Origin of the sequence: Longispora sp. NPDC051575, from assembly GCF_040681875.1 — a bacterium.
Taxonomy (GTDB): Bacteria; Actinomycetota; Actinomycetes; order Mycobacteriales; family Micromonosporaceae; genus Longispora.
In genome coordinates, this window is sequence record NZ_JBFAZP010000003.1 from 683,213 (window position 1) to 705,825 (window position 22,613).

23 protein-coding genes are annotated in these 22,613 nt (G+C 73.1%); 10 read left to right on the forward strand and 13 right to left on the reverse strand.

The features are described from left to right. The first annotated feature begins 40 nt into the window (after positions 1-40). The 5 genes from AB0M43_RS10520 (at position 41) to AB0M43_RS10540 (ending at position 4,620) form a co-directional block, all read left to right on the forward strand. Complete coding sequence (locus AB0M43_RS10520; RefSeq protein ID WP_363723129.1) at positions 41-571, forward strand: hypothetical protein; 531 nt, start codon at positions 41-43, stop codon at positions 569-571. Positions 572-650: 79 nt separating this feature from the next. After that, entirely contained in the window at positions 651-1,802 is a 1,152-nt protein-coding gene (locus AB0M43_RS10525) for a PLP-dependent cysteine synthase family protein (RefSeq protein WP_363723131.1), read from the forward strand. Next, a complete protein-coding gene (locus AB0M43_RS10530) occupies positions 1,799-3,061 on the forward strand; it encodes an MFS transporter (RefSeq protein ID WP_363723133.1) in 1,263 nt (420 codons plus the stop codon). The genes AB0M43_RS10525 and AB0M43_RS10530 overlap by 4 nt, the downstream gene beginning before the upstream one ends. Further along, entirely contained in the window at positions 3,058-4,044 is a 987-nt protein-coding gene (locus AB0M43_RS10535; protein WP_363723135.1) for a pyridoxal-phosphate dependent enzyme, read from the forward strand. The genes AB0M43_RS10530 and AB0M43_RS10535 overlap by 4 nt, the downstream gene beginning before the upstream one ends. A 147-nt stretch (positions 4,045-4,191) precedes the next feature. Next, the gene (locus AB0M43_RS10540; RefSeq protein WP_363723137.1) at positions 4,192-4,620 is read left to right on the forward strand and encodes a VOC family protein; all 429 of its coding nucleotides are present in this window, start codon (positions 4,192-4,194) and stop codon (positions 4,618-4,620) included. Between the two features lie 106 nt (positions 4,621-4,726). Here AB0M43_RS10540 and AB0M43_RS10545 read toward each other — a convergent pair whose 3' ends face one another. Next, positions 4,727-4,957 carry a hypothetical protein gene (locus AB0M43_RS10545; RefSeq protein WP_363723139.1) on the reverse strand — a complete coding sequence of 77 codons (231 nt, stop codon included), beginning with the start codon at positions 4,955-4,957 and terminating at the stop codon, positions 4,727-4,729. Positions 4,958-5,809: 852 nt separating this feature from the next. Between AB0M43_RS10545 and AB0M43_RS10550 the strand changes: the two genes are divergently transcribed. The 3 genes from AB0M43_RS10550 to AB0M43_RS10560 all read left to right on the forward strand — a co-directional run bounded on the left by AB0M43_RS10550 (position 5,810) and on the right by AB0M43_RS10560 (position 8,989). Beyond that, positions 5,810-6,229 (forward strand): YciI family protein, encoded by a 420-nt coding sequence (locus AB0M43_RS10550; RefSeq protein ID WP_363723141.1) that lies wholly within the window; start codon positions 5,810-5,812, stop codon positions 6,227-6,229. Then, positions 6,229-7,533, forward strand: a complete 1,305-nt coding sequence (locus AB0M43_RS10555) for a DUF6596 domain-containing protein (protein WP_363723340.1) — start codon at positions 6,229-6,231, stop codon at positions 7,531-7,533. Before AB0M43_RS10550 ends, AB0M43_RS10555 begins: the two co-directional genes overlap by 1 nt. A 262-nt stretch (positions 7,534-7,795) precedes the next feature. After that, positions 7,796-8,989, forward strand: a complete 1,194-nt coding sequence (locus tag AB0M43_RS10560; protein WP_363723143.1) for a hypothetical protein — start codon at positions 7,796-7,798, stop codon at positions 8,987-8,989. 137 nt (positions 8,990-9,126) lie between these two features. Here AB0M43_RS10560 and AB0M43_RS10565 read toward each other — a convergent pair whose 3' ends face one another. The 5 genes from AB0M43_RS10565 to AB0M43_RS10585 all read right to left on the reverse strand — a co-directional run bounded on the left by AB0M43_RS10565 (position 9,127) and on the right by AB0M43_RS10585 (position 12,851). Beyond that, on the reverse strand, positions 9,127-9,618 hold the full coding sequence (locus AB0M43_RS10565) for a GNAT family N-acetyltransferase (RefSeq protein WP_363723144.1): 492 nt from the start codon (positions 9,616-9,618) through the stop codon (positions 9,127-9,129). Positions 9,619-9,814: 196 nt separating this feature from the next. Further along, positions 9,815-10,132, reverse strand: a complete 318-nt coding sequence (locus tag AB0M43_RS10570; protein WP_363723146.1) for a hypothetical protein — start codon at positions 10,130-10,132, stop codon at positions 9,815-9,817. A 93-nt stretch (positions 10,133-10,225) separates the two neighbouring features. Continuing rightward, on the reverse strand, positions 10,226-11,026 hold the full coding sequence (locus AB0M43_RS10575) for a phosphotransferase (RefSeq protein WP_363723148.1): 801 nt from the start codon (positions 11,024-11,026) through the stop codon (positions 10,226-10,228). Positions 11,027-11,355: 329 nt separating this feature from the next. Next, on the reverse strand, positions 11,356-11,859 hold the full coding sequence (locus AB0M43_RS10580) for an isochorismatase family protein (protein ID WP_363723150.1): 504 nt from the start codon (positions 11,857-11,859) through the stop codon (positions 11,356-11,358). Then, positions 11,856-12,851: an aldo/keto reductase gene (locus tag AB0M43_RS10585; protein ID WP_363723152.1), complete on the reverse strand. Its 996-nt coding sequence runs from the start codon at positions 12,849-12,851 to the stop codon at positions 11,856-11,858. Before AB0M43_RS10585 ends, AB0M43_RS10580 begins: the two co-directional genes overlap by 4 nt. Before the next feature lie 52 nt (positions 12,852-12,903). Here AB0M43_RS10585 and AB0M43_RS10590 point away from each other — a divergent pair, with 52 nt between their 5' ends. After that, positions 12,904-13,269, forward strand: coding sequence for a MerR family transcriptional regulator (locus tag AB0M43_RS10590; RefSeq protein WP_363723154.1), 366 nt, complete (start codon positions 12,904-12,906; stop codon positions 13,267-13,269). 35 nt (positions 13,270-13,304) lie between these two features. Here AB0M43_RS10590 and AB0M43_RS10595 read toward each other — a convergent pair whose 3' ends face one another. From AB0M43_RS10595 to AB0M43_RS10610, 4 genes are all read right to left on the reverse strand, one after another. Beyond that, on the reverse strand, positions 13,305-13,469 hold the full coding sequence (locus tag AB0M43_RS10595; protein WP_363723156.1) for a hypothetical protein: 165 nt from the start codon (positions 13,467-13,469) through the stop codon (positions 13,305-13,307). Positions 13,470-13,557: 88 nt separating this feature from the next. After that, on the reverse strand, positions 13,558-14,472 hold the full coding sequence (locus AB0M43_RS10600) for an LD-carboxypeptidase (RefSeq protein ID WP_363723158.1): 915 nt from the start codon (positions 14,470-14,472) through the stop codon (positions 13,558-13,560). 32 nt (positions 14,473-14,504) lie between these two features. Beyond that, positions 14,505-15,422: a VOC family protein gene (locus tag AB0M43_RS10605; RefSeq protein WP_363723160.1), complete on the reverse strand. Its 918-nt coding sequence runs from the start codon at positions 15,420-15,422 to the stop codon at positions 14,505-14,507. 172 nt (positions 15,423-15,594) lie between these two features. Further along, positions 15,595-16,002 (reverse strand): hypothetical protein, encoded by a 408-nt coding sequence (locus AB0M43_RS10610; protein ID WP_363723162.1) that lies wholly within the window; start codon positions 16,000-16,002, stop codon positions 15,595-15,597. Between the two features lie 124 nt (positions 16,003-16,126). Between AB0M43_RS10610 and AB0M43_RS10615 the strand changes: the two genes are divergently transcribed. Then, positions 16,127-16,861 (forward strand): VOC family protein, encoded by a 735-nt coding sequence (locus AB0M43_RS10615; protein ID WP_363723164.1) that lies wholly within the window; start codon positions 16,127-16,129, stop codon positions 16,859-16,861. Positions 16,862-16,903: 42 nt separating this feature from the next. Here AB0M43_RS10615 and AB0M43_RS10620 read toward each other — a convergent pair whose 3' ends face one another. From AB0M43_RS10620 to kdpB, 3 genes are read right to left on the reverse strand one after another with little or no spacing between them, the layout of a single operon-like run. After that, positions 16,904-19,525, reverse strand: coding sequence for a DUF4118 domain-containing protein (locus tag AB0M43_RS10620; RefSeq protein ID WP_363723166.1), 2,622 nt, complete (start codon positions 19,523-19,525; stop codon positions 16,904-16,906). 17 nt (positions 19,526-19,542) lie between these two features. Beyond that, positions 19,543-20,463 carry a potassium-transporting ATPase subunit C gene (locus tag AB0M43_RS10625; protein ID WP_363723168.1) on the reverse strand — a complete coding sequence of 307 codons (921 nt, stop codon included), beginning with the start codon at positions 20,461-20,463 and terminating at the stop codon, positions 19,543-19,545. A 2-nt stretch (positions 20,464-20,465) separates the two neighbouring features. After that, positions 20,466-22,604, reverse strand: coding sequence for a potassium-transporting ATPase subunit KdpB (gene kdpB, locus AB0M43_RS10630; RefSeq protein WP_363723170.1), 2,139 nt, complete (start codon positions 22,602-22,604; stop codon positions 20,466-20,468). Positions 22,605-22,613: the final 9 nt, after the last annotated feature.

Consider the following 22,613-nt stretch of genomic DNA (forward strand, 5'->3'; position numbering starts at 1 on the left):
CCATTGACGGTGATGTAAGCGTCCCGTAACGTCCCCTTCCGTGACCTTCGTATACCGCCTAGGAGCGGGCATACTGGGCGCGCTCTTCGTGGTGTACGCCGTCCTGTGCGCACCCGGCGCGCACGTCGAGGCTGACCTCCCCCATCCGGGGTCCAGCGCCGTGTCCACCCCGGTCACGACGTCCGCCGACATCACCTCCTCCGTCGGCACGCCGTCCACCACCGTCTCCGGCATCGTCGGGTCCGGCACAGGGTCCGGCAGCGCGGCCTCCGGCGTTCGGTCCCCCGGCGGCGTGTCCGTCGGGGGCACCACCGGCGCCGTGGTCGCCCGGGGCGGGCCGCACGACCACGTACCCGTCGGGCATCACCACGCCCCGCACAGCTGCGGCGCGGCAGCCGTCGTCGCCGTCACCGCCGTGGCGCACAACCTCGCCCCCTGGCTCGTCGCGGCACCGGTCGCGATGGCGGTGGCCGACGGCCCGGCCGTCCGGCGGTGCGGCGCGGCGGTCCGCGACCACCGGATCCGGCACCGACCCTCCCCCCTCGCGCTCGGCTGCGTGTCGCGGACGTGACACGGCCCGGGGCGGCCGTGCGCCGTGCCCGCCGTCGTCCGCGCGTCCGTTGCGAGTTCTGGGGAAGGTCGTCCTTGTCATGAGCACAGTGGAAGCAGTGCCGCCTGTCGGCGGGATCGTCACGGGTACCGCCTGCCGGTCGTTGACCGAGCTGGTCGGCAACACGCCCGTGTTGTGGGTGCCGGAGTTCCGGGCCGGCACCGGTCGGGGGTTCTGGGCCAAGTTGGAGGGGCACAACCCCGGCGGGATCAAGGACCGGCCGGGCATGCACATGGTCGCCCGGGCCCGCGAGCGCGGCGAACTGGCGCCCGGCCAGCCGATCGTCGAGTCGACCAGCGGCACCCTCGGACTGGGACTGGCCCTGGCGGGCATCGTCCACGACCACCCGGTCACCCTCGTGGCCGACCCGGGGATGGAACCCCTGATGCGGCACCTGCTGCGCGCGTACGGGGCCACCGTGGACATCGTCACCGAACCGCACCCGACCGGGGGCTGGCAGCAGGCGCGCCGCGACCGGGTCCGCGAGCACCTGGCGGCGCACCCGGGGGCGTACTGCCCCGACCAGTACCACAATCCGGACAACGTCGCCGGGTACGAGGCGCTGGCCCTGGAACTCGTCGGCCAGCTCGGCCGGATCGACACCCTGGTGTGCAGCGTCGGTACCGGCGGGCACAGCGCCGGCATCTCCCGGGTGCTGCGCCGGTACTTCCCGGACCTGCGCCTCGTCGGCGTCGACACGGTCGGCTCGACCATTTTCGGCCAGCCCGCGCGCGGCCGGCTGATGCGGGGCCTGGGCAGCAGCATCTACCCGCGCAACGTCGCCTACCCCGACTTCGCGGAGGTGCACTGGGTGGCGCCCGCCGAGGCCGTGTGGACCTGCCGGCACCTCGCGGCGACCCGGCGGGAGACGGGCGGCTGGAGCGTCGGCGCGGTCGGGCTGGTCGCCGACTGGCTGGCCCGGACCCGGCCGCCCCACGAGCGGATCGTGGCCGTCTTCCCCGACGGGCCGCAGCGCTACTGGGACACGATCTACAACGACGAGTACGCGGCCGGGCACGGCCTGCTCGGCGTCGTACCGGCGACGGAGCCCGAGGAGATCGCGCATCCCGGCGACCGGGAGGTGACCCGGTGGACGCGGTGCGCCGCCGTGGTGGACCCGGTGGGCGACCCGCGACTCGGCGCCGCCGACGCGTGGCCACCGGCCCCCGTCGCGGCGCCGGGTGGGCCGTGACGGGGACCTGGCGGCAGGTGCGGTCGTTCGACCGGTGCGTCACGCTGCTGCTGGTCAACCAGTTCGGCATCAACCTGGGCTTCTACATGCTCATGCCGTTCCTCGCCAACCACCTGTCCTCGGGGCTCGGCATGGCGGCGTGGACCGTCGGCCTGGTACTGGGCGTGCGCACCCTCAGCCAGCAGGGCATGTTCCTCGTCGGGGGCATGCTCGCCGACCGGTACGGCTACAAGGCGATGATCGTCGCCGGCCTGGTGCTGCGGACCGTCGGCTTCGCCCTGCTCGGCTTCGGGGACACGTTGACGCCGCTGCTGGTGGCCTCGGTGCTCACCGGCCTGGCCGGGGCCCTGTTCAACCCGTCGGTCCGGGCCTACGTGGCCGCCGGGGCCGGTGACCGCCGGGTCGAGGCGTTCGCCCTGTTCAACGTGTTCTACCAGGCCGGCATGCTCGCGGGGCCGCTGGTCGGCCTCGCCCTCGTCCTCGGGGACTTCCGGCTCGTCTGTCTCGGCGCGGCCCTGGTGTTCGCCGCCCTGACCGTCGCGCAGGTGTGCTTCCTGCCGTCGAGGGCCGGCGAGGAGTCCAACCCCGACCGGGCGACCGGCTGGGTGGGGATCAGGGCGGACGCGCGCCAGGTACTCGGAAACCGGCCCTTCCTGTTGTTCTCCGTGGCCATGATCGGCTCCTACGTGCTGTCCTCGCAGATCTACCTCGCCCTGCCCCTGCAGGCGGCGCACGTCCTCGGGCCGGCGGCCGGGGACCTCGGTTCCAGCGGATTGTTCGCGCTGTCCGCGGTGGTGGCGGTCGCCGGACAGGTCCGGATCACGGCCTGGGCCCGGCGGCGGATGACGTCCGCGCGGGCCCTGATCCTCGGGCTGGCGCTGATGGGCGCGGCGTTCGTGCCCCTCGCGGCGACCGCGCACCTGTCCGAGGCGTGGGCGGTGGTCCCGCTGCTCACCGCCACGGTGGTGCTGACCCTGGGCACCGTCGTGGCGTACCCGTTCGAGATGGACACCATCGTCGCCCTCGCCCGGGACCGGCTCGTCGCCACCCACTACGGGCTCTACAACACCCTGGCCGGCATCGGCATCACCCTCGGCAACCTCGGCACCGGGGCCCTCTGGGGCGCCGCCGAACACTGGCGGCTGCCGGCCCTGCCCTGGGTCGCGCTGATCGTCACCGGCGTCGGCTGCACCGCCGCCGTCGGGGCACTCGCCACGACCATCCGTCCCCCTGTCCCGAGCGGAGCCACCACCCGATGAGCGTCAGCATCACCGCCGACCACGTCCACGCCGCCGCCCGCCGCCTGCACGGCGTCGCGCACCGCACCCCGGTGGCGACCTCGCGCACCCTCGACGGACGGGTCGGCGCCGAGGTGTTCGTCAAGTGCGAGAACCTCCAGCGCACCGGGTCGTTCAAGTTCCGGGGCGCGTACAACGCGATCGCCCGGCTCGGGCCCGGGGCGCTGCGGCACGGGGTCGTGGCGTTCTCCAGCGGCAACCACGCCCAGGCGGTGGCCCTGGCGGCGGCCATGGTCGGCACCCGCGCGGTGCTCGTGATGCCCACCGACACCCCGGAACTGAAGCTGCTGGCCGCCCAGGACCACGGCGCGGAGGTCGTGACGTTCGACCGGTACACCGAGGACCGGTTCGCGATCACCGCGCGGCTCGCCGCCGAACGGCACCTCACGGTCATCCCGCCGTACGACCATCCCGACGTGATCGCCGGGGCCGGCAGCACGGCCGTGGAACTCCTCGACCAGGTCGGCGAGCTCGACGCCCTCGTCCTGCCCCTCGGGGGCGGCGGCCAGCTCGCCGGCTGCGCCACCCTCGTCAAGGCGCTGGCCCCGGGGATCCGGGTCATCGGGGTGGAGTCGCTGGCCGGGAACAAGAACCGCAGATCCCTCGACGCCGGTACGCCCGTGCGGATCCACGTGCCGCGCACCATCGCCGACGGGGTGACGGGCGAGGTCACCGGGGAGCTGACGTTCCCGATCATCCGGGCGCTCGCCGACGACGTGACCTCGGTCGACGACGTGGAGATCCTGGTGGCCATGGGATTCCTGTTCGACCGGATGAAACTGGTCGCCGAGCCCACCGGGGCGCTCGGGGTCGCGGCCCTGCTCGCCGGGAAGGTGCCGCTGGCGGGGCGGCGGATCGGCGTGGTGATCTCCGGGGGGAACGTGGGGGTCGACCGGTTCTGCGAGCTGCTGGGGAGGCCGCGCGCGGCCCGCGTACCCCTCTGATGGGTCTTTCCGGGGTGTTCCGTCGCCACCGAGGATGGGGGCCCGCTGATCGCCTGCCGTCGTGGCGGGCGGTCGGCCCCGGGTGCCCGCGCGTGTCGTAGGTCTGTCGTAGGGTCGGGAGGACTGCCGCCCAGCCTGGAGGAAGCGATGTCCGGGACGCCCTCGATCGCCGTCCGCACCGTGAATCTCGACTGCCCCGACGCCGGGGCGATGGCCCGGTTCTACGGCGGCCTCCTCGGCTGGGAGCCCACCTACGTCGAACCGGACTGGGTGCTGATGCGCGATCCGGGCGGCGGCACCGGGCTGTCGTTCCAGGCGACCGGCGGCTACCAGCGCCCGACGTGGCCCGAGGAACCCGACCGGCAGCAGAAGATGATCCACCTGGATCTGCGCGTGACCCCGCCCGGAGCGGAAACCGACGAGGGGTACTCCGACGAGGACGGCCAGGCCGCCCTGGAGCACGCGGTCCGGCTCGCCCTGTCGGTGGGCGGCACGTTGGCCGAGCCGCAGGGGCGGGCCGATCTGCGGGTGGTCCTCGACCCCGCCGGGCATCCGCTGTGCCTGTTCCTGCACTGACGGCGGGACGGCTCCGGGCCCGCACACGACGCCGGACGCCCCCTCATGCCCAGGGGCGACGGCGCGACGGGGCGCTTCGATGCCGGGCTCGGCGCCCGGGCGGCGGTTAGCGGAGGCTGATCACCTGGTAGACGCCGATGCCGGCGGGGACCAGCATCGCGAGGATCGCCAGGATCACCCCGATCCGCACGACCGTCCTCCGCCAGCCGGAGGTCCGGGACAGGCCGCTGGCGATCTTGCCGGCCTGTTCGATCTCGCCCAGCGGGGTCAGCGCGCTGTTCCGCGTCTGGGGCAGACCCGGGTACCCGTGGGCGGCGCCTGGCTGCTTCTCGTCCATGTTTCCGAGTATGCGCCTCTGTGTGCCCGGAAGGGTCGCCTGTGCGCGCGGGGGTCAAGAAGACCTCGGCGCCCCCCGACCATTCGAAAGGGGGTCGCCTGCGCGCGGGGGGTCAAGGGTCATGTCGGCCTCCGGCACCGGGTCGACGTGCGGACCGCCTCCGCGCCTCCGCGCGCGGGGCGCCGGGGAAGGCCGTCGCCGCATTCCGCCGCCTGCCCGATCCGCGCCTGCACGCGCGGGGCGCCGGGCCACGTGGCCCGCTCCCACCGTGTCGATGGCACTACGCGCCTGTGCGCGGGGCGCCGGGGCGGCTGAGGGGTAACCCCGTGTCCCCGACGCCCCTGCGTGCCCGGAAGGCTCGCGTGCGCGGGGAGCAGGGGTCACATGTCGACCTCCGGCACTGGGTCGAGGCGCGAGCCGCCGGCGCGCCTGCGCGCGGGGCGGCTGAGCTGCTCATCACGTGCGGCCTCGTCGTCCTCTTTGCGCGCCTGCGCGCGCGGGGCGGCTGAGCTTCTTCGTGCTTCACGCTCGGGGTTGAAGGATGCGCGCCTGCGCGCGCGGGGCGGCTGAGGGGCAAACGTGTCGCCCTGGTCCGCGCCTCAGCGCGCGGGGCGTCGGGGCGTCGGGGCACGGGGCACGGTAGTCGACGCTTGCCTGGGCGGACTCGCTAGCCCGCGCGTGCCTGGGGCATCGGGCCACCCGGCCGGCAGGCCACCGGGGCGCCGGGGCGCCGGAATGGCTGGTCACAGGGTCGCGAAAGAAATTTCGGCTGTCGTGTCGATCCTGGGCGGCGCCGTTCGACCTGGTAGTGAGAAGGTCGGGAGACGACCTACGAGAACAGGGAGAACGACGATGACCAAGTACATGTTGATCATGCGGGGCACGGACGAGTCCATGGCGAAGATGATGGAGACGCCGTTCGAGGAGATGCTCAACACGATCGGCCGGTTCAACGAGGAGCTGATCAAGGCCGGCGTCCTCGTCGCGGCGGAGGGCCTGGACGACCCGTCGCAGGGCGTGGTGGTCGACCACAGCGGGGAGACCCCGGTGGTCACCGACGGGCCGTACGGGGAGACGAAGGAGCTGTTCGGAGGCTTCTACCTGCTCGACGTCGCCACCAAGGAGGAGGCGGTCGAGTGGGCCAAGCGGATCCCGGCCTTCCCCGGCACGAAGACCGAGATCCGCCGGGTACCGAGCATCGACGAGTTCCCGCAGGACAACGAGTGGATCATCAAGGAGCGGGCGTGGCGCGAGCGGACCGGTCAGCTCTGATGCCCGACGCCGTGGGCGGCCCGCCGAGCGCCGAGTCGGCGCGGCGGGCCGTCGAGGCGGTGTGGCGGATCGAGTCGGCGCGGATCGTCGGCGCGCTGGCCCGCTACACCGGGGACTTCGCACTCGCCGAGGACGTCGCGCAGGAGGCGGTGGCCGAGGCCCTGGTCACCTGGTCGCGGGAGGGCGCGCCGGCGAGCCCGGTGGGCTGGCTGCTCGCGACCGCGCGGCGGCGGGCCATCGACGGGTTCCGCCGCCGGTCGGCGCTCGACGAGCGGTACGCCCTGCTCGCCGGGCAGCTCGGCGAGGGTGGGGCGACGTCGGGCGTCGTGACCCCGCCGGATCCGTCGGCCGACCTGCCGTGGGATCCGGACCGGGTCGACGACGACGTCCTCGCGCTGATGTTCGTGGCCTGCCATCCGGTACTGTCCCCCGAGGCCCGCGTCGCCCTGACGCTGCGGGTGGTCGGCGGCCTGGGCAGCGAGGAGATCGCGCGCGCGTTCCTGGTGCCCGTGCCGACCGTGCAGGCGCGGATCACCCGCGCGAAGAAGACGATCGCCGCCGCGCGGGTACCGTTCGAGCTGCCGCCCGCCGGGGAGCGTCGCGAGCGGCTCGGCGGGGTCCTGAGCGTGCTGTACGTGATCTTCACGGAGGGCTCGACGGCGACGGCGGGCGACCGCCTGCTGCGCACCGACCTGGCGTACGAGGCGATCCGGCTGGCCCGGATGCTGGCCGCGTTGCAGCCGGACGAGCCGGAGGTGTCCGGGCTGCTCGCCCTGTTCGAGCTGACGGCCGCGCGCTTCCCCGCCCGGACCGGCCCCGACGGCGAGGCGGTGCTGCTGGAGGACCAGGACCGGCGGCGGTGGGACCGGTCCGCGATCCGCCGGGGGCTGGCCGCGATCACCCGGGCCACGGCGGTCGGGCGCGGCCTGGGCCCGTACGGGCTGCAGGCGGCGATCGCGGCCTGCCACGCGACGGCGGCCTCGGTGCCGGAGACCGACTGGGAGCGGATCGTGCTCCTCTACGAGGCGCTGGGCCGGGTGGCGCCCTCGCCGGTCGTCGAGCTGAACCGGGCCGTGGCGGTCGCGATGGCGCACGGGCCGGGGCCGGCGCTGGACATGGTGGACGAGCTGGTGGCCACGGACCGGCTGGCGGGGTCGTACCTGCTGCCGAGTGTGCGGGGCGAGCTGCTCTCCCGGCTGGGGCGGACCGGCGAGGCCCGGGCGGAGCTGGAGCTCGCGGCGCGGCTGTGCGGCAACGCGCGGGAGCGGGCGGTGCTGCTGCGCAAGGCGGCGGCGCTCGGGTGACGGTACCCCTCAGATCATGGTTCGTGGGCTCCGCGCGGAACTCCCGGCAGCGCCCACTTGTGCCGAAACAGAGGCGCAACCTGGTGTCCTGTAAGGGTTTTGGTGCGGTCACCGTTGGCGTGCGTCTATTCCCCGGCGGGCGTGAGATCAATCACGATCTTGAAGAGGTCGGTCCACTGTGCACCCGGCTTTTCATGATCAACACTGGGATGGTTCCACGAGGCCACGCCTCGCTCCACCAACCTGGGGGTAGGAAATTCCGATGCGAAAGCTCGCGACCGGCTTCGCCACGACGCTGACCGCGGCCGTGGCGATCCTGTCCATGACGGGTGGGACCGCCACCGCGGCCACCACATGGACGATCAACCCGACCTGCGCCACGGTCACCGGCCCCGCCGCGCTGACCTACACCACCGACGAGGGCACCACCCTCAAGGCGACCAGCACCGCGCCCACCCCGATCACGTACACCTCGGGGCTCGCCGCCCTGGACTCGGCGAACACGCTGATCGCGGTCCAGGAGGTGACCGTCCAGTCCCCGTGGTCGCTGACCAAGAAGGTGTACCGGTCCACCAACGCCGGCTGTACCTGGACCGCGATCCACACCCTGGCCGACGGCTGGATGCACAAGGCCACCGCGGCCAAGGGCGGCCGGGCGTACCTGTGGTCGCAGGGCAACGACGACTCCGTGTACCGGGTCTCCGGCACCACCGTCACCAAGGTCGTCGACCCGACCGCGTCGACCCCGGTGAACGGCCAGATCGGGCTCATCGGGCTGGGCGTCGACCCGGCCAACGGCCTGCACGTGTACGCCGCCCGCAAGGACGGCCAGCTGTTCGAGTCGACCAACGGCGGCAACAGCTGGACCCCGCGCGGCTCGGCCATCGCCCTCAGCCTGAACGAGTCGGTCAACGAGGTCGAGTTCGACGTCAAGAACCCGCTGCACGCGGTGGCCGGCGTCAGCCGCGAGGGTGTCTGGAACACCTTCGACGGCGGCGTGACCTGGAACCACGTCCAGACCCTGGACGCCACCACCCACCCGAACAGCTTCTACGGCGTCAACATCAACCGGATCGCCGTCTCCCCGCTCGACCCGAACGTGGTCTACGCCCAGGGCTTCGACCTCAGCCAGGTCGACTCCGACGGTGACCAGGGCCGGCAGATCTGGCGCTCCACCGACGGCGGGCGCAACTTCACCGCCATCGTGCACCACGACCCGGCCACGGGCGTGTTCCTCACCAACGACGTGCCGATGTACCCGAGCCCGACGGACGCCAACGTCCTGTACTTCGTGTACGCCGACAACTACGCCAACTACGGCACGGACCTGTTCAGGTACCACGCGGGCACCGGCGCGCTGACCCACACGCACAACCAGTACCACCGGTTGGACGAGATCGTGTTCAACCCGAAGTACCCGACGACGATGTACCTGGCACTCGGCCTGGAGCCGTGAGCGGGCGTTAGACACTGAGACGGGGGCGGGCCGGGCGGCTCGCCCCTCGCCGCGTGGTGGCCACGGGTTCCGTCCAGCCTGTCGGGCCGTGGAGGAGGCCGGGTACGGTCCGGGGCCGGGAGTGGCCGCCGGGGCCGTCAGAGGCGCTTGACCAGCCACCCGCACGGATCGGCCTCGTCGTGGCGGACCCCCGCGTCGTCCAGGTAGTGCCAGTGGTCCACGTACCGGAGGTCGGTGACGGTGTAGCCCAGCCGGAGGTAGAGCGCGGCGGCGCGCGGGTTGTCGTCGGCGACACCCAGGCCGATCAGGGGGTGGCCGAGGCCCCGGGCCCGGGACTCGGCCTCGGCGACCTGGGCGGTGCCGACGCCGTGGCCCTGCCGGTGCGGCGGCCAGACCTGCAGGCCGTTGACCTCCGGGCACCCGAACGCGGCGCGCACCACCGGCTCCCGGGGGCCGTCCCACAGCACCTCGCACGAGCCGACCGGGCCGTCCGCCGCCCAGGCGACCAGGAACGTACCGGTCCCGGCCGTGTGCCGGGCGAACCGGGCGGCGTGCCCCCGGGTCGGGCCGGTGGGCCGCCAGTCCTCCAGGCGGTCGACGTCCTCGGCGGCGCACTCGCGGATGTCCATGCCGGCACGGTAGGCGACGGCGGCCCGACCGGCGAGCCGATTTCGCCGGGGCGCGCGGAGGAGCGCCGGGCCGTGCTGGGCCGCGCGAAGTCGAGCCGGGCCACCCGGGGCCGACGCTCAGCGGAACGCGTTCGCACCGCACTGGTGGGCTCCACGTTCGGTGGAACACCCGCGCACCGGACTGGCGGGCCGACGTTCAGCAGGATTCCTGGATGGCCAACAGCAGCCGGTCCTCACAGCGCCACAGCGTCCCCGAGTAGACGAGCCCGTGATCGTCCGGCGGTCCCTCGATGTGCCCCTTGATGGTGTGCCAGAAGACCTTCGCCTCGGCGGCGGTCAGCCAGGACACACCCTCGCCCCCACCACTTTCGAGAACCGCCACCCGCTGGTCGCGGCGGATCAGTTGCCGGATCCGCTGCTCGGGGATCCACCGGGGGCGTGCCCGCGACCACTCGACGCCCTGGTCGTCCCACAGGCGGTCGTCCTCGAACCGGTTCCGGTACACCTCAGCCACCGCACCATGATGCCCGAACCCACCACCGCCCGCTGCCCCGAAACCACGCATGGTCGGGGCCGCCGACGTGGAGTCGACGGCCCCGACGGTGCGCTACGCGCGGGTCGCGCGTTCCAGCATGGTGCGGTGTCCGATCATCCAGGCCGCCGCGCGGGCCCGCCAGGCCAACGACCACAGCGGTGCCGGGTCGTCGGACTCGGGCGTGATCCGGGCCTGGGTCGCCTCGGCGGCACAGTCCCGGATCGCCAGTTCGATCATGCGGTCGACCAGCCCGTCCCGGCCGGCCACGGGCAGGCCGTACCCGTCCAGGAACAGCCGCAGGTGCAGGGCGCGGCTGGCGGCGTCGGGCAGGTCGTTGCGTTCGGCGACGTCGTCACCGTGCAACTGGGCGTGCCACCAGGCGCAGATCGCGACCTCGTCGAGGGGGTCGACCGGGCCCGCGAGGGTCCAGTCGATGAACGCCACCGGCCGCCCCTCGTGGACGACGGTGTGCCACGGGCCGGCGTCGCAGTGCCCGATCACGGCACCCGGTCCGTCGCGGTGCATCCACCACGGCTGCCAGGCCGCGTCCGGCGGGGGCCGGAAGGAGGCGGTGGCGGCGTGCAGGTCGCGCAGCAGGCCGCCCGCGAGCCAGATGGCCTCGTCCGACCAGGTGCGCGGATGCTCGATGACGCCCTCGATGAAGGTCAGGACCTCGTTGCCGCGGTCGTCGACGCCGCCGCCGAGCACACGGGGGCTGCCGGGGTAGCCGACGTCCTCCAGGTGCCGCAACAGGGCGTGGACCGTGGCGGTCCAGGGTTGCGCGGGACGCAGAACGGTCCCGCTGTGCCGGATGACATTGCTGGGTCCGCCCTCGGCCGCGGGGAGCGGCTGGAAGGCTGATGGGGAAGACACGAATGCTCCTCGTAAGAGTGCGGTACACGGTGACGTGGCGCTGGGAACAGCGCCGACGGGCAGACCGGGGGACCCGGTCCGCGGACCGCTACGAGGCGAACGCACGCGTCCCGTCGGGGGAACCGACGGGGGTGCCACGGGACGTGGCGGAGATCAGATCGCGTGCGGCCCGCACGTCGTAGCCGGGACAACCACCATGCCGAGGACCATGCACGTCATCTTCTACCTCCTGGTTGGACGGACCCGGCCCACGTTAGGCGGTCGAAGCCTTGGCCGCCACCGATTTCGGCCTGTCACAACACCCGGGAAGACGGGTACCGGCAGCCTCGTCACGTACCCGGAAAGTGGGTGTCGCGGGTGGTGACCGTGGCGGGGGAACGGGAGCGGTTCGTCGCCGCGACGACCTCGCGCGCGCTCCCGGCCGCCGGTTCGCTCATCGTGTGCGCGTCGCTGACCAGGAGGGTGTCGTATCCCCTGGTCAGCGCGCCGTCCAGCGTCGCGCGCACGCACACGTCGGTCTGGGCCCCGACGACGAGGAGCCGCCGGACGCCGAGCCCGGACAGCACGGCGTCGAGGGTGGTCCGGTCGAAGGAGTCGGCGTGTTCCTTGTCCACCGACGGTTCCCCGTCGCGCGGGGCCAGTTCGGGGACGATCCGCCAGGCGGCGCTCCCCGGAACCATCCGCGCGTCGAAGTGCCGGACCCAGACGACGGGTACCCGCCCCCGGCGCGCCCGGGCCACCAGGTCGGCGATGTTGGCCACGACCGCGTCGCGCGCGTACGTCGCGTCGAGGGCCCCGTTCTGGGCGTCCACGACGAGGAGCGCGGTGGTCACCGCCCGTCGTCCGGGCGGAGCAGGGCCTCGATCTGGGCGAACTCGGCCCCGCCCATCGGGCCGTGGGCGAGCGCGCCGGCGTTCTCGGTGGCCTGGGCGACGGTGCGGATCCCCGGGATCGGGATCAGCCGCGGGCTGCGCGCCCACAGCCACGCCAGGGCGCCCTGGGACATGGTCCGGCCGCCGGAGGTCAGGAGGTCGCGGATCGCGTCGACCCGGCGGGCCCAGTCCGGGGCGGCCACGCCGTCGGCGAAGTACGTGAGCCATTCCGGCGCGCGGCCCCGGATGTCGTCGGCCCCGACCGCCGCCCCGGCCTGGTACTTGCCGCTGAGCAGCCCCATCGCCAACGGTCCCCGGTTGACGCCGCCGAGGTCCGCCGCCTCGCAGAGCGCGACCATCGCGGCGTTGTCGCGCAGCACCGACTGGTCGAACTGGATCGCGGCGCAGTGCGGGCCGGCCCCGGCGAACGCGGCGGCGCGGGCCGGGTCGTCGGTGCTCCAGCCGTAGGCGCGGATCTTGCCGGCGGCCACCAGGTCCTCCAGCGGGTCGACCAGGTCGAGCGCCTCGTCGAGGGGCAGGGCGTTGATGTGCAGCTGGTACAGGTCCAGGTGGTCGGTGTCGAGCCGGGCGAGCACCCCGTCCAGGCAGGACCGCATGTACTCCGCGCTGCCGTCCTGCCCCAGCGTCCGCTTGGTCGTCTCGTCGAACCTGGGCCCGAACTTGCTGGCGAGCACCACCTCGTCCCGCCGGCCCCGCAGCGCCCGGGCGAGGACCCGTTCGCTGTGCCCGGCGCCGTACACGCTGGCCGTGTCGAAGAAGGTGATGCCCAGGTCCAGGGCGTGCCGGACCGCGCGGACCGACTCGTCGTCGTCGACGTTCCCCCAGCCCAGGGGCTGCTCGCCGTCCCAGAAGGGCCCGCCGATCGCCCAGCAGCCGAAGCCCGCCGCGGAGACCTCGATCCCGCTCCGTCCGAGAGTTCTCGTCTGTGTCATGTCCGCCAGCCAACTACCTGGAGCGCGCTCCAGGTCAAGTAGGCTCCGGCACATGATCCGGTACTCGCCCTCGGAGGCCGCCGAGAAGAGCGGCTTCAGCCTGGACACGCTGCGCTACTACGAGAAGATCGGCCTGCTCGCCGACATCGACCGCACCAGCGGCGGGCGGCGGGTCTTCTCCGACGACGACCTCGGCTGGCTCAGCCTGCTGCGCTGCCTGCGGGACACGGGGATGCCGATCGCCCGGATGTGCCGGTTCGCGGAGCTGGCGCGCGCCGGGGCCGACACGGTCGCCGAGCGGACCGGGTTGCTGGAGGAACACGCGCGCGGGGTCGAGGCGCAGCTGGAACTCCTGCTCCGGCAGCAGCGCAACCTGAACGACAAGATCGCGTTCTACCGGCGGCAGCTCGCGGCCTGAGGGTCCGGCACCCGGGCGCCGGACCCCGGCGCCGGCTACTCCCAGAAGCACCAGAACGGGATGGGCCCCTCCGTGGCCTGGCAGTCCTGGCTCGGGTACGCCACGGTCCGGTGGTCGGCACGGACGGCGGACGCGCCCAGCGTGGCCAGTCCGGTGAGAATCAGGGTCACGGTCAGCAGGCGTACCAGGGTTCTGCCCATCAGGAGCTCCTCACCTCGGTCATCGATTGCCATCAGTATGCCGGAGCGCGGGCCGGGGCGCGGGCCATTCGGTCCACAATGGCCGGTGCTACCGGCCGGCGGCCCGCACCACGAGCGTGCCGGCGCCCGCGTCCAGCACCGCCGGCACCCCGAGCCCCACCGCCACCTGCTGGTCGCCGTGGCCGATCGGCAGGCCGCCCAGGACGGGTACGCCCAGGGAACCCAGTTGCTCCAGGAGTACGTCCGAGACGCTCGGGCCTCCGTCGTCCACACACCCGGCGAACTGCCCGACCGCGACGCCCCGGATCCCGGCGAACCAGCCGGCCCGCTTCAACTGCACGAGGGACCGGTCGACCCGGTAGGGCTCCTCGCCGACCGCCTCGATCAGCAGGATCGCGCCGTCCAGGTCGAGCGCGTGCCGGGTACCGGCCGTCGCCGCCAGCATCGTGAGATTGCCGCCCAGGAGCGTGCCCCGCGCCGTACCGGCCACCCGGACCCCGAAGGTGTCCTCCGCCTCGTCGGCCGCGACGGTGACCGGCTCCGGCGACATCAGCGCCCGCCGCGCGCCCCGGACCCCGAGCGCGTCGGCGTCCTCGACGAACTGGGCGGCCGTCGGGCCGTGCACGCTCGCCACGCCGGCCTCGCGCCACAGGGCGGCGTGCAGGGCGGTGAGGTCGGAGAAGCCCAGCACGAGTTTCGGATCCGCCCGGACCGCGGCGTAGTCGACCCCGTCCACGATGCGCTGCACACCGTAGCCGCCGCGCAGGCAGATCACGCCCCGGACCTCCTCGTCCCGCAGCGCCGCGTTCAGGTCGGCCAGGCGCTCGGCGTCCGTACCGGCCAGGTGGGTCCAGCGGTTCAGCGCGTTGTCGCCGAGCCGGGCGCGCAGGCCCCAGCCCCGCACCACCTCGACCGCCGCCACGGCCCAGGGTTCGGGGACCGCGCCGGAGGGGGCGACGAGCGCGACGAGATCGTTCTCCCGGAGGTGGCGCGGCTGGAGCATGGCACGCATCGTAGCCAGTGCCGCTCCCGTGGTCACTCCCCCCGGTACGCCCGCCGGATGGCCTCGAGGTCGAGCTTCTTCATCGGCAGGAACGCCCGGGTCACGCGGTCGACCTGCTCCCGGCTGCCGTCGCGCATCATGGTCCCGAGTTCCGTGGGGCTGATCTGCCACGACACCCCGAACCTGTCCTTGAGCCACCCGCACTGTTCGGCCTCCGGGACGGCGGACAGCTTCGCCCAGTAGCCGTCCAGCTCCGCCTGGTCGGCACAGTCGACCATGAACGAGACGGCCTCGTTGAACGTGAAGCCGTGCTCGTGCGCGCTGTCCATCGCCGCGAACCACCGGTCCAGGATCCGGAAGTCGCCGAACATCAGCGCGCCCTCCCGGTCGGGTTCCATGCCGCCGGGGTAGCGCGCGACCGTGCCCTGTTCGGAGTCGCCGAACACGGACAGGTAGAAGCCGACGGCCTCCTCGGCCTGGCCGTAGCGGTCGCCGACGAACAGCAGCGACGGCAGGATCGGCGGGCGCGGGTCGCCGTCGGGGCCGGTGAGCATCAGCTGCCAGGACAGGCCGTAGCGGTCCTGGATCCAGCCGTAGCGCTCGCTGAACGGGTACTTGTCCAGCGGCATCAGGACCGTGCCGCCCTCGGCCAGCCTCTCCCACGCGACGTCGATCCGCTCCCGGGCCCCGGCCGGGTCCACGTGCGGCGGGCCGTAGTCGACGATGAAGGAGACCGACGGGTTGAACCGGAACACGGGCCCGGCGCTGATGGCCATGAAGTCCTGGCCCCACAGCCGGAACGAGACGAGGTCGCAGTCCCCGGACGGCGTGTCGTGCAGCGTGGACACGTGGGTGACCTTCGAGTCCGGGAACACGGAACAGTAGAACTCCGCCGCCTCGACGGCCTCCGTGTCGAACCACAGATGTGGGGTGATCTTCTGGGTGTCCATGTCGCGTCTCCTCAGCACCGTCGATGCCCGTGGCCCCCCTGCGAGGCTACCGCCGGGCCCGGGGGCAGGGGGCCGGATGCGGTGGGTACCCCGCTCGCGCTTCAGGGTTTGGCCCGGCAAGGACGCTGTGGCCGTGACAGACAAAAGCCCTTTTTTGGGTACCAAGTGGCAGTCACCGGGCCGGCCACCACCCGGGGAGATTTCCGGCCTCGATGTCGGCGCTGAGCGCGTCGGCCCTGCGGTTGGCCAGGTCGCGGGTCGGGTAGACGTCGGCGAAGACCGCGCCCTCCCGGGCCGCGGTCCGGCCCCGGATGCCCGGCCGCACGGTCACCAGCCGGTGGGTCCGGAAGGTCAGGTGGTACCAGAGCCACCGGCCCCACATCGGGAACACCCCGAGGAGTGCCAGCGGCATGAACAGGCAGCCCAGCTCCCCCACCGCGGAGTCGGCGGGATCCCGGTAGGCGGCGTGGATCCAGGGCCAGCACCTCCACTGGTTGCCCCGCACGACGGCCACGGTCCAGTTGTTGCCGTCGGGATCCTTCACCAGTTGCAGCGGACGGTCGCGGTACGGGAAGACCATGGCGCCGAAGGTAGCCGGCCATGGTGAACGGCCGGATACTCGGCTGCGGGCGACGCCGGCACGCCCTAGGCTGCCGATCATGGGGCTGACCAGGCACCCTCGACGGTCCGGAAATGAGTTGGGAATGACGAGTCACCTGTTCGCGGTCTGCTTCGACGCGCTGGAACCCGCGCGGGTCGCGCGGTTCTGGTCGGCGCTCCTGGGCTGGGAGCCGGCCGAGGACCCGGCCGACGGCGTCACGCTCCTGCCGAACGACGACACCGGGTTCCGGCTCCGGTTCGTCCCGACCACAGAGCCCAAGGTCACCCAGAACCAGATGCACTTCGACCTGACGAGTACGTCCCTGGAGAACCAGCGCGAGACGGTCGCCCGGGCGCTCGACCTCGGCGGACAGCACGCGGACGTCGGCCAGACCGGGGACGAGGGGCACGTGGTGCTCGCCGACCCGGAGGGCAACGAGTTCTGCGTCATCGAACCGGGCAACAACTTCCTCGCCGACTGCGGGTTCGTCGGCGCGCTGGCCTGCGACGGCTCCCAGGACGTCGGATACTTCTGGAGCGGGGCGCTCGGCTGGCCGCTCGTCTGGGACCAGGACCAGGAGACCGCGATCCGCTCCCCGCACGGCGGCCCGAAGGTCACCTGGGGCGGCCCGCCGCTGGAGCCCCGGACGGGCCGCGAGCGGGTGTACTTCGACCTCGCTCCCCCGGTCGGCGGGGATCAGCGTGCCGAGGTGGACCGGTTGCTGTCGCTGGGCGCGAAGGACGGCGGCGCGGGGGCCGGTGTCGGCCGGGACGGGGCCGGCCGGGTGGCGATGGTCGATCCCGACGGGACCAGGTTCTCGCTGCTGCCGCCCCGGTAGGACCGGCCCGGCGGACAGGCGGGCCGAGTTGGACAGGCCGGGTCAGGCGGGCCCCTCGGCCGTGGCCGGGCCGTCCGGGACTCCGGGCACAGTGCCATCCGACCCCCCGGACCCGGTCGGATCGGCGGCTCCCCCGGCCGTGGCGGCGGGCAGGCTCAGGGTCATCGTCAGCCCGCCACCCGGCGTGGTCTCCGGATCCAGGGTCCCGCCCATCGCCTCGGCGAGCCCCCGCGACAGCGCCAGCCCGAGGCCGACCCCCGTGGCGTTGTCGCGGTCCCCGAACCGCTGGAAGGGCAGGAACACCCGGTCCCGGGCGGACTCGGGGATACCCGGCCCGTGGTCGATGACCCGGATCTGCACCCGGCCCGCGTGCGCGCTCGCCGTGACCATCGGCGGCCGGTCCGGCGGGCTGTACCGCAGGGCGTTGGCGAGCAGGTTCACCAGGATGCGTTCGACGAGCGCGGGGTCGGCGTACACGTCGGGCAGGTCGTGCGGGGTGCGGACCGCCACGGCCAGGGAGCGCACGCCGAGGTCGTCGACGGCCCGGGGCACCACCTCGCCGACCCCGAAGGCCTCCGGGCGCGTGCCCAGCGCGCCGGCCTGCAGGCGGCTCATGTCCAGCAGGTTCTCCACGAGCCGGCCGAGGCGTTCGAGGGACTCGTCGGCGGTGGCGAGCAGCTCCTCGCGGTCGGCCTCGCTGAACGCGACCTCGGTGCTGCGCAGGCTGCTGACCGCCGCCGTCGCCGACGCCAGGGGGCTGCGCAGGTCGTGGCTGACGGCGCGCAGCAGGGCGGTCCGGAGCCGGTCGACCTCGGCGAGCGGGGCGGCGGTGGCGGCCTGTTCGGCGAGCCGTTCCTGGCGCAGCGCGACGGCCGCCTGGGCCGCGAACGCCTCCACGATCCGCTGGTCGGACGCCGCGAGGGGATGGCCGGACAGAACCAGGGACAGGGTGTCGTCCACGACGACGTCGACATCGCCCTCGCTCGGCGCGCCGCACGGCTGGCCGCCGACGGTGGCGACGATCCGCCAGGCGTCGGGGTCGCGTTGCCGGTCCGGGCCCGGCGGGGTGTCCGGCCGGCGTTCCAGCAGGGTCACGCCGCGCAGGGTGAAGGCCTCCAGGAGCTGGTCGAGCAGGGCGGTGAGCGGCCGGTCGCCGCGCAGGACCCCGCCGGCGACGGTGGACAGGATCTGGGCCTCGGCGCGGGCCCGGGCGGCCTCGGTGGTGCGGCGGGCGGCGAGTTCCACGGCGACCGCGACGGCGACCGCGACGACCAGGAACACGACGAGGGCCAGGACGTTCTCCCGGTCGGAGATCGTCCACTCGTGGAACGGCGGGGTGAAGTACCAGTTCAGCAGGAGCGAGGCGACCACGGCGGCGGCGAGGGCCGGCCACAGGCCGCCGACGAGCGCGACCCCGACCACGGCGGCGAGGAACAGCAGGATGTCGCTGGGCAGGCTGAGCTGGTCGCGCAGGAGGCTCAGGCCGCCCGTCATCAGCGGCAGCCCGATCGCGGCGAGCAGGAAGCCGGCGGTCCGGCGGCGGGTCGGCACGCCCGCGCGGGGGGCGGACCGGAGCCGGCCGCGCCGGGACTGCTCGTGCGTGACGAGGTGCACGTCGATGCTGCCGGACTCGGCCGTGGTGGTGACGCCGACGCCCGGGGACAGGATCTGGGCGAACCGGCCGCGCCGGCTCGCGCCCAGGACCAGCTGGGTGGCGTTGACGCCCCGGGCGAAGTCGAGCAGGGCCCGGGGGATGTCGTCGCCGACGACCCCGTGGTACGTGCCGCCGATGTCCTCGAGCATGGTGCGCTGCCGGGCGAGGTGCGCCGGGTCCGCGCCGGTCAGGCCGTCGCCCCGGGTGACGTGCACGCCCAGCAGGTCCGAGCCCTTGGTCCGGTCGGCGATCCGCCCCGCCCGGCGGACCAGGGTCTCGCCCTCGGGGCCGCCGGTGAGCGCGACGACCACCCGTTCCCGCGCCTCCCAGGTGCGCTGGATGCCGTGTTCGGCCCGGTAGCGTTCCAGCTGGTCGTCGACCTTGTCGGCCAGCCACAGCAGGGCCAGTTCGCGCAGGGCCGTCAGGTTGCCGGGCCGGAAGTAGTTGCCGAGCGCGGCGTCGACCTTGTCGGCCTGGTAGATGTTGCCGTGCGCCATCCGGCGGCGCAGCGCCTCCGGGGTCATGTCGACCAGTTCGATCTGCTCGGCGGCGCGCACGACGGAGTCGGGGATCGTCTCGCGCTGCGTGATGCCGGTGATCTGTTCGACCACGTCGTTGAGGGACTCGATGTGCTGGATGTTGACGGTGGTGATCACGGAGATGCCGGCGTCGAGCAGGGCCGCGATGTCCGCCCAGCGTTTGGCGTGCGCCGAGCCGGGCACGTTGGTGTGGGCCATCTCGTCGACGAGGGCCACCTGCGGGGCCCGGGCCAGGACCGCGTCGAGGTCCAGCTCGGTGAACGCGGCGCCCCGGTAGGTCATGTCCCTGCGGGGTACGGCCTCCAGGCCCTCCGCCATGGCCGCGGTGAGCGCCCGGCCGTGGGTCTCGACGTAGCCGACCACCACGTCCGTCCCGCGTTCGTGCCGGCGGTGGCCCTCTTCGAGCATCTTGTAGGTCTTGCCCACGCCGGGGGCGGCCCCGAGGTAGACGCGTAGCTGTCCGCGGGTCACGGTGCCGCCCCCTTCCGTCACGGGTAACGCTGGTCGAGTGCCAGGTTCAACTCCAGCACATTGACGGCCGGCTCGCCGATGAAGCCCAGTGCCCGGCCCGTCGTGTGCTCGTCGACCAGTTTGGCGAGGGTCGCCGGGTCGGTGTCGCGCGCCTTGGCGACCCTCGCCAGCTGGAGTTTCGCGTACTCCGGCGTGATGTCCGGGTCGAGGCCGCTGCCGCTGGCGGTGACCGCGTCGGCGGGCACGGCGGGCTTGTCCGGGGCCGCACCCCGGACCGGCGTGACGACGCCCTTGGAGTAGTCCTCCCCGAACACGGCCAGTTCGACCCGGACGCCCTGGTAGGTGTCGAGGAAGGGCCTGACGCCCTCGTCCTTCCTCGGCGCCTTCGCCGCGGCGTCGTAGCGGGTCGCGGTCTCGTTGAGGCTGACGACCCGGGTGATCGGGCCGTTGAGCCCCTCCGCCCGGAAGACCGCGAGCACGGCGCCCAGGCCGCCCGAGGTGCAGAACGGCCGGGAGCCGTCCACGCCCTCCCGTTCGCCGACCTCCTTGCTGCGGGTGCAGACCTGGGTGAGCAGGCTCCGCTTGCCGCCGTCGCCGTCGGTGGAGTCCGGGTCGAGCGCCGGGTCGCCGAGGGTGTCCACGACGCTCTCGGGGCCCAGGTTGCTGGCGCTGGTGGCCGTCGGGTCGTAGCCGGCACCGGCGGCGGAGGGCCGGGACCGGAAGTAGCCGGGGTGGCCGTCGAAGGCCTGGCCGAGCAGGGTACTGCCGACCGGCCTCCCGTCGCGTTCGACGATCGAGCCGTGGGCGTTGGCCTTCAGTCCGGGGAGCTGCGCGACGGCGGTGATCAGCAGCGGGTAGGCGATGCCGAGCACCACGGTGAACACCGCGAGGGCGCGCAGGGCCGCCAGGTGGGCGGAGATCCAGGTGGGCAGTCTCATGGTCACATTCCCGGGATGAACTGGACGAGCAGGTCGATGAGCTTGATGCCGACGAACGGGGCGATGATGCCGCCGAGGCCGTAGACCAGCAGGTTGCGGCTGAGCAGCTTCGAGGCCCCGCCGGGGACGTACTTCACGCCGCGCAGCGCCAGCGGGATCAGCGCGACGATGACGAGGGCGTTGAAGACGACCGCCGACAGGATCGCCGACAGCGGGCTGTGCAGGCGCATGATGTTGAGGGCGTCGAGGCCCGGGTACACGGCGGCGAACATGGCCGGGATGATCGCGAAGTACTTGGCGATGTCGTTGGCGATCGAGAACGTGGTCAGCGCGCCCCGGGTGATGAGCAACTGCTTGCCGATCTCGACGATCTCGATGAGCTTCGTCGGGTCGGAGTCGAGGTCGACCATGTTGCCGGCCTCCTTCGCGGCCGACGTACCCGTGTTCATCGCGACGCCGACGTCCGCCTGGGCCAGCGCGGGAGCGTCGTTGGTGCCGTCCCCCGTCATGGCGACGAGCCGACCGCCCTCCTGTTCCTTCCTGATGTAGGCGAGCTTGTCCTCCGGGGTGGCCTCCGCGAGGAAGTCGTCCACGCCGGCCTCGTCGGCGATCGCCTTCGCGGTCAGCGGGTTGTCGCCGGTGATCATCACTGTCCGGATGCCCATCCGGCGCATCTCGTCGAACCGCTCGCGCATCCCGGCCTTGACCACGTCCTTGAGGTGGATCACCCCGAGGGTGCGGGCGTGCTGGCCCGGCCGGCACTCGGCGACCACCAGGGGGGTACCGCCGGAGCCGCTGATCGCGTCCACGGCCGCGCCGACCTCGTCGGTGGGGTGCCCACCGTTGTCGCGGACCCACTTCATCACGGCCGAGGCCGCGCCCTTGCGGATCCGCCGGGTCCCGGCGTCCTCGGCCAGGTCGACCCCCGACATCCGGGTCTGCGCCGTGAACTCCACGAACGTCGCGTGGGTCATGGTCCCCTCCTCCCGCGCCCGCAGCCCGTACCGGGTCTTGGCGAGCACCACCACGGAACGGCCCTCGGGCGTCTCGTCGGCCAGGCTCGACAGCTGGGCTGCGTCCGCGAGTTCCTCGGAGGAAACCCCCGCGACGGGTACGAAGTCGCTCGCCTGCCGGTTGCCGAGCGTGATCGTGCCCGTCTTGTCGAGCAGCAGGGTGTTCACGTCGCCGGCCGCCTCGACCGCCCGGCCGCTCATGGCGAGGACGTTGCGCTGGACGAGGCGGTCCATGCCGGCGATGCCGATCGCGGACAGCAGCGCGCCGATCGTGGTCGGGATCAGGCAGACCAGCAGCGAGACCAGCACGATGCCGGTGACGCCGTCGCCGTCGATGACGGCGGAGTCCAGGGCCGGGGAGGCGGCCTTGGCGAAGATCGCAAGGGGCTGCATGGTCGCCACGGCCATCAGGAAGATGATCGTCAGCGAGGCGAGCAGGATGTTCAGCGCGATCTCGTTGGGGGTCTTCTGCCGGCTCGCGCCCTCGACCAGGCTGATCATCCGGTCGATGAAGCTCTCCCCCGGCTTCTGGGTGATCCGCACGACGATCCGGTCCGAGAGCACCCTGGTGCCGCCGGTGACCGCGCTGCGGTCGCCGCCGGACTCCCGGATGACCGGGGCCGACTCGCCGGTGATGGCCGACTCGTCGACGCTGGCGATGCCCTCGACGACGTCGCCGTCGCCCGGGATGGTCTGGCCGGCCTCCACGACGACGTGGTCGCCGAGCTGGAGCAGATTCGCCGCGACGGACTCCTCGGTGGCGGCGGTCGCACCGGGCCTCCAGTCCACCAGTCTGCGGGCCACCATGTCGGTCTTCGCCCGGCGCAGGGTGTCGGCCTGGGCCTTGCCCCGGCCCTCGGCCACCGCCTCGGCCAGGTTGGCGAAGACCACGGTCAGCCAGAGCCAGATCGTGATCAGCCAGGCGAACACGCTCGGCTCCGTGATGGCCAGCACCGTGGTGAACACGGAACCGATCTCCACGATGAGCATGACCGGGTTGCGCCACAGGGTGCGCGGGTCGAGCTTGCGCAGCGCGTCCGGCAGGGACCTGTAGAGCTGCTTCGGGTCGAGCAGGCCGCCCGAGACCCGCCCCTGGTGCGGGGCCGCGTCGGCAGTGGTGACAGCCATGGGTGTCTG

Bases quoted from the DNA above. Each gene is read 5' to 3' on its own strand.
- AB0M43_RS10525 (WP_363723131.1), top strand. From the start codon at position 651: ATGAGCACAGTGGAAGCAGTGCCGCCTGTCGGCGGGATCGTCACGGGT.
- AB0M43_RS10535 (WP_363723135.1), top strand. From the start codon at position 3,058: ATGAGCGTCAGCATCACCGCCGACCACGTCCACGCCGCCGCCCGCCGC.
- AB0M43_RS10540 (WP_363723137.1), top strand. From the start codon at position 4,192: ATGTCCGGGACGCCCTCGATCGCCGTCCGCACCGTGAATCTCGACTGC.
- AB0M43_RS10545 (WP_363723139.1), bottom strand. From the start codon at position 4,957: ATGGACGAGAAGCAGCCAGGCGCCGCCCACGGGTACCCGGGTCTGCCC.
- AB0M43_RS10550 (WP_363723141.1), top strand. From the start codon at position 5,810: ATGACCAAGTACATGTTGATCATGCGGGGCACGGACGAGTCCATGGCG.
- AB0M43_RS10555 (WP_363723340.1), top strand. From the start codon at position 6,229: ATGCCCGACGCCGTGGGCGGCCCGCCGAGCGCCGAGTCGGCGCGGCGG.
- AB0M43_RS10560 (WP_363723143.1), top strand. From the start codon at position 7,796: ATGCGAAAGCTCGCGACCGGCTTCGCCACGACGCTGACCGCGGCCGTG.
- AB0M43_RS10565 (WP_363723144.1), bottom strand. From the start codon at position 9,618: ATGGACATCCGCGAGTGCGCCGCCGAGGACGTCGACCGCCTGGAGGAC.
- AB0M43_RS10585 (WP_363723152.1), bottom strand. From the start codon at position 12,851: ATGACACAGACGAGAACTCTCGGACGGAGCGGGATCGAGGTCTCCGCG.
- AB0M43_RS10590 (WP_363723154.1), top strand. From the start codon at position 12,904: ATGATCCGGTACTCGCCCTCGGAGGCCGCCGAGAAGAGCGGCTTCAGC.
- AB0M43_RS10595 (WP_363723156.1), bottom strand. From the start codon at position 13,469: ATGGGCAGAACCCTGGTACGCCTGCTGACCGTGACCCTGATTCTCACC.
- AB0M43_RS10600 (WP_363723158.1), bottom strand. From the start codon at position 14,472: ATGCTCCAGCCGCGCCACCTCCGGGAGAACGATCTCGTCGCGCTCGTC.
- AB0M43_RS10605 (WP_363723160.1), bottom strand. From the start codon at position 15,422: ATGGACACCCAGAAGATCACCCCACATCTGTGGTTCGACACGGAGGCC.
- AB0M43_RS10610 (WP_363723162.1), bottom strand. From the start codon at position 16,002: ATGGTCTTCCCGTACCGCGACCGTCCGCTGCAACTGGTGAAGGATCCC.
- AB0M43_RS10615 (WP_363723164.1), top strand. From the start codon at position 16,127: ATGACGAGTCACCTGTTCGCGGTCTGCTTCGACGCGCTGGAACCCGCG.
- AB0M43_RS10625 (WP_363723168.1), bottom strand. From the start codon at position 20,463: ATGAGACTGCCCACCTGGATCTCCGCCCACCTGGCGGCCCTGCGCGCC.
- kdpB (WP_363723170.1), bottom strand. From the start codon at position 22,604: ATGGCTGTCACCACTGCCGACGCGGCCCCGCACCAGGGGCGGGTCTCG.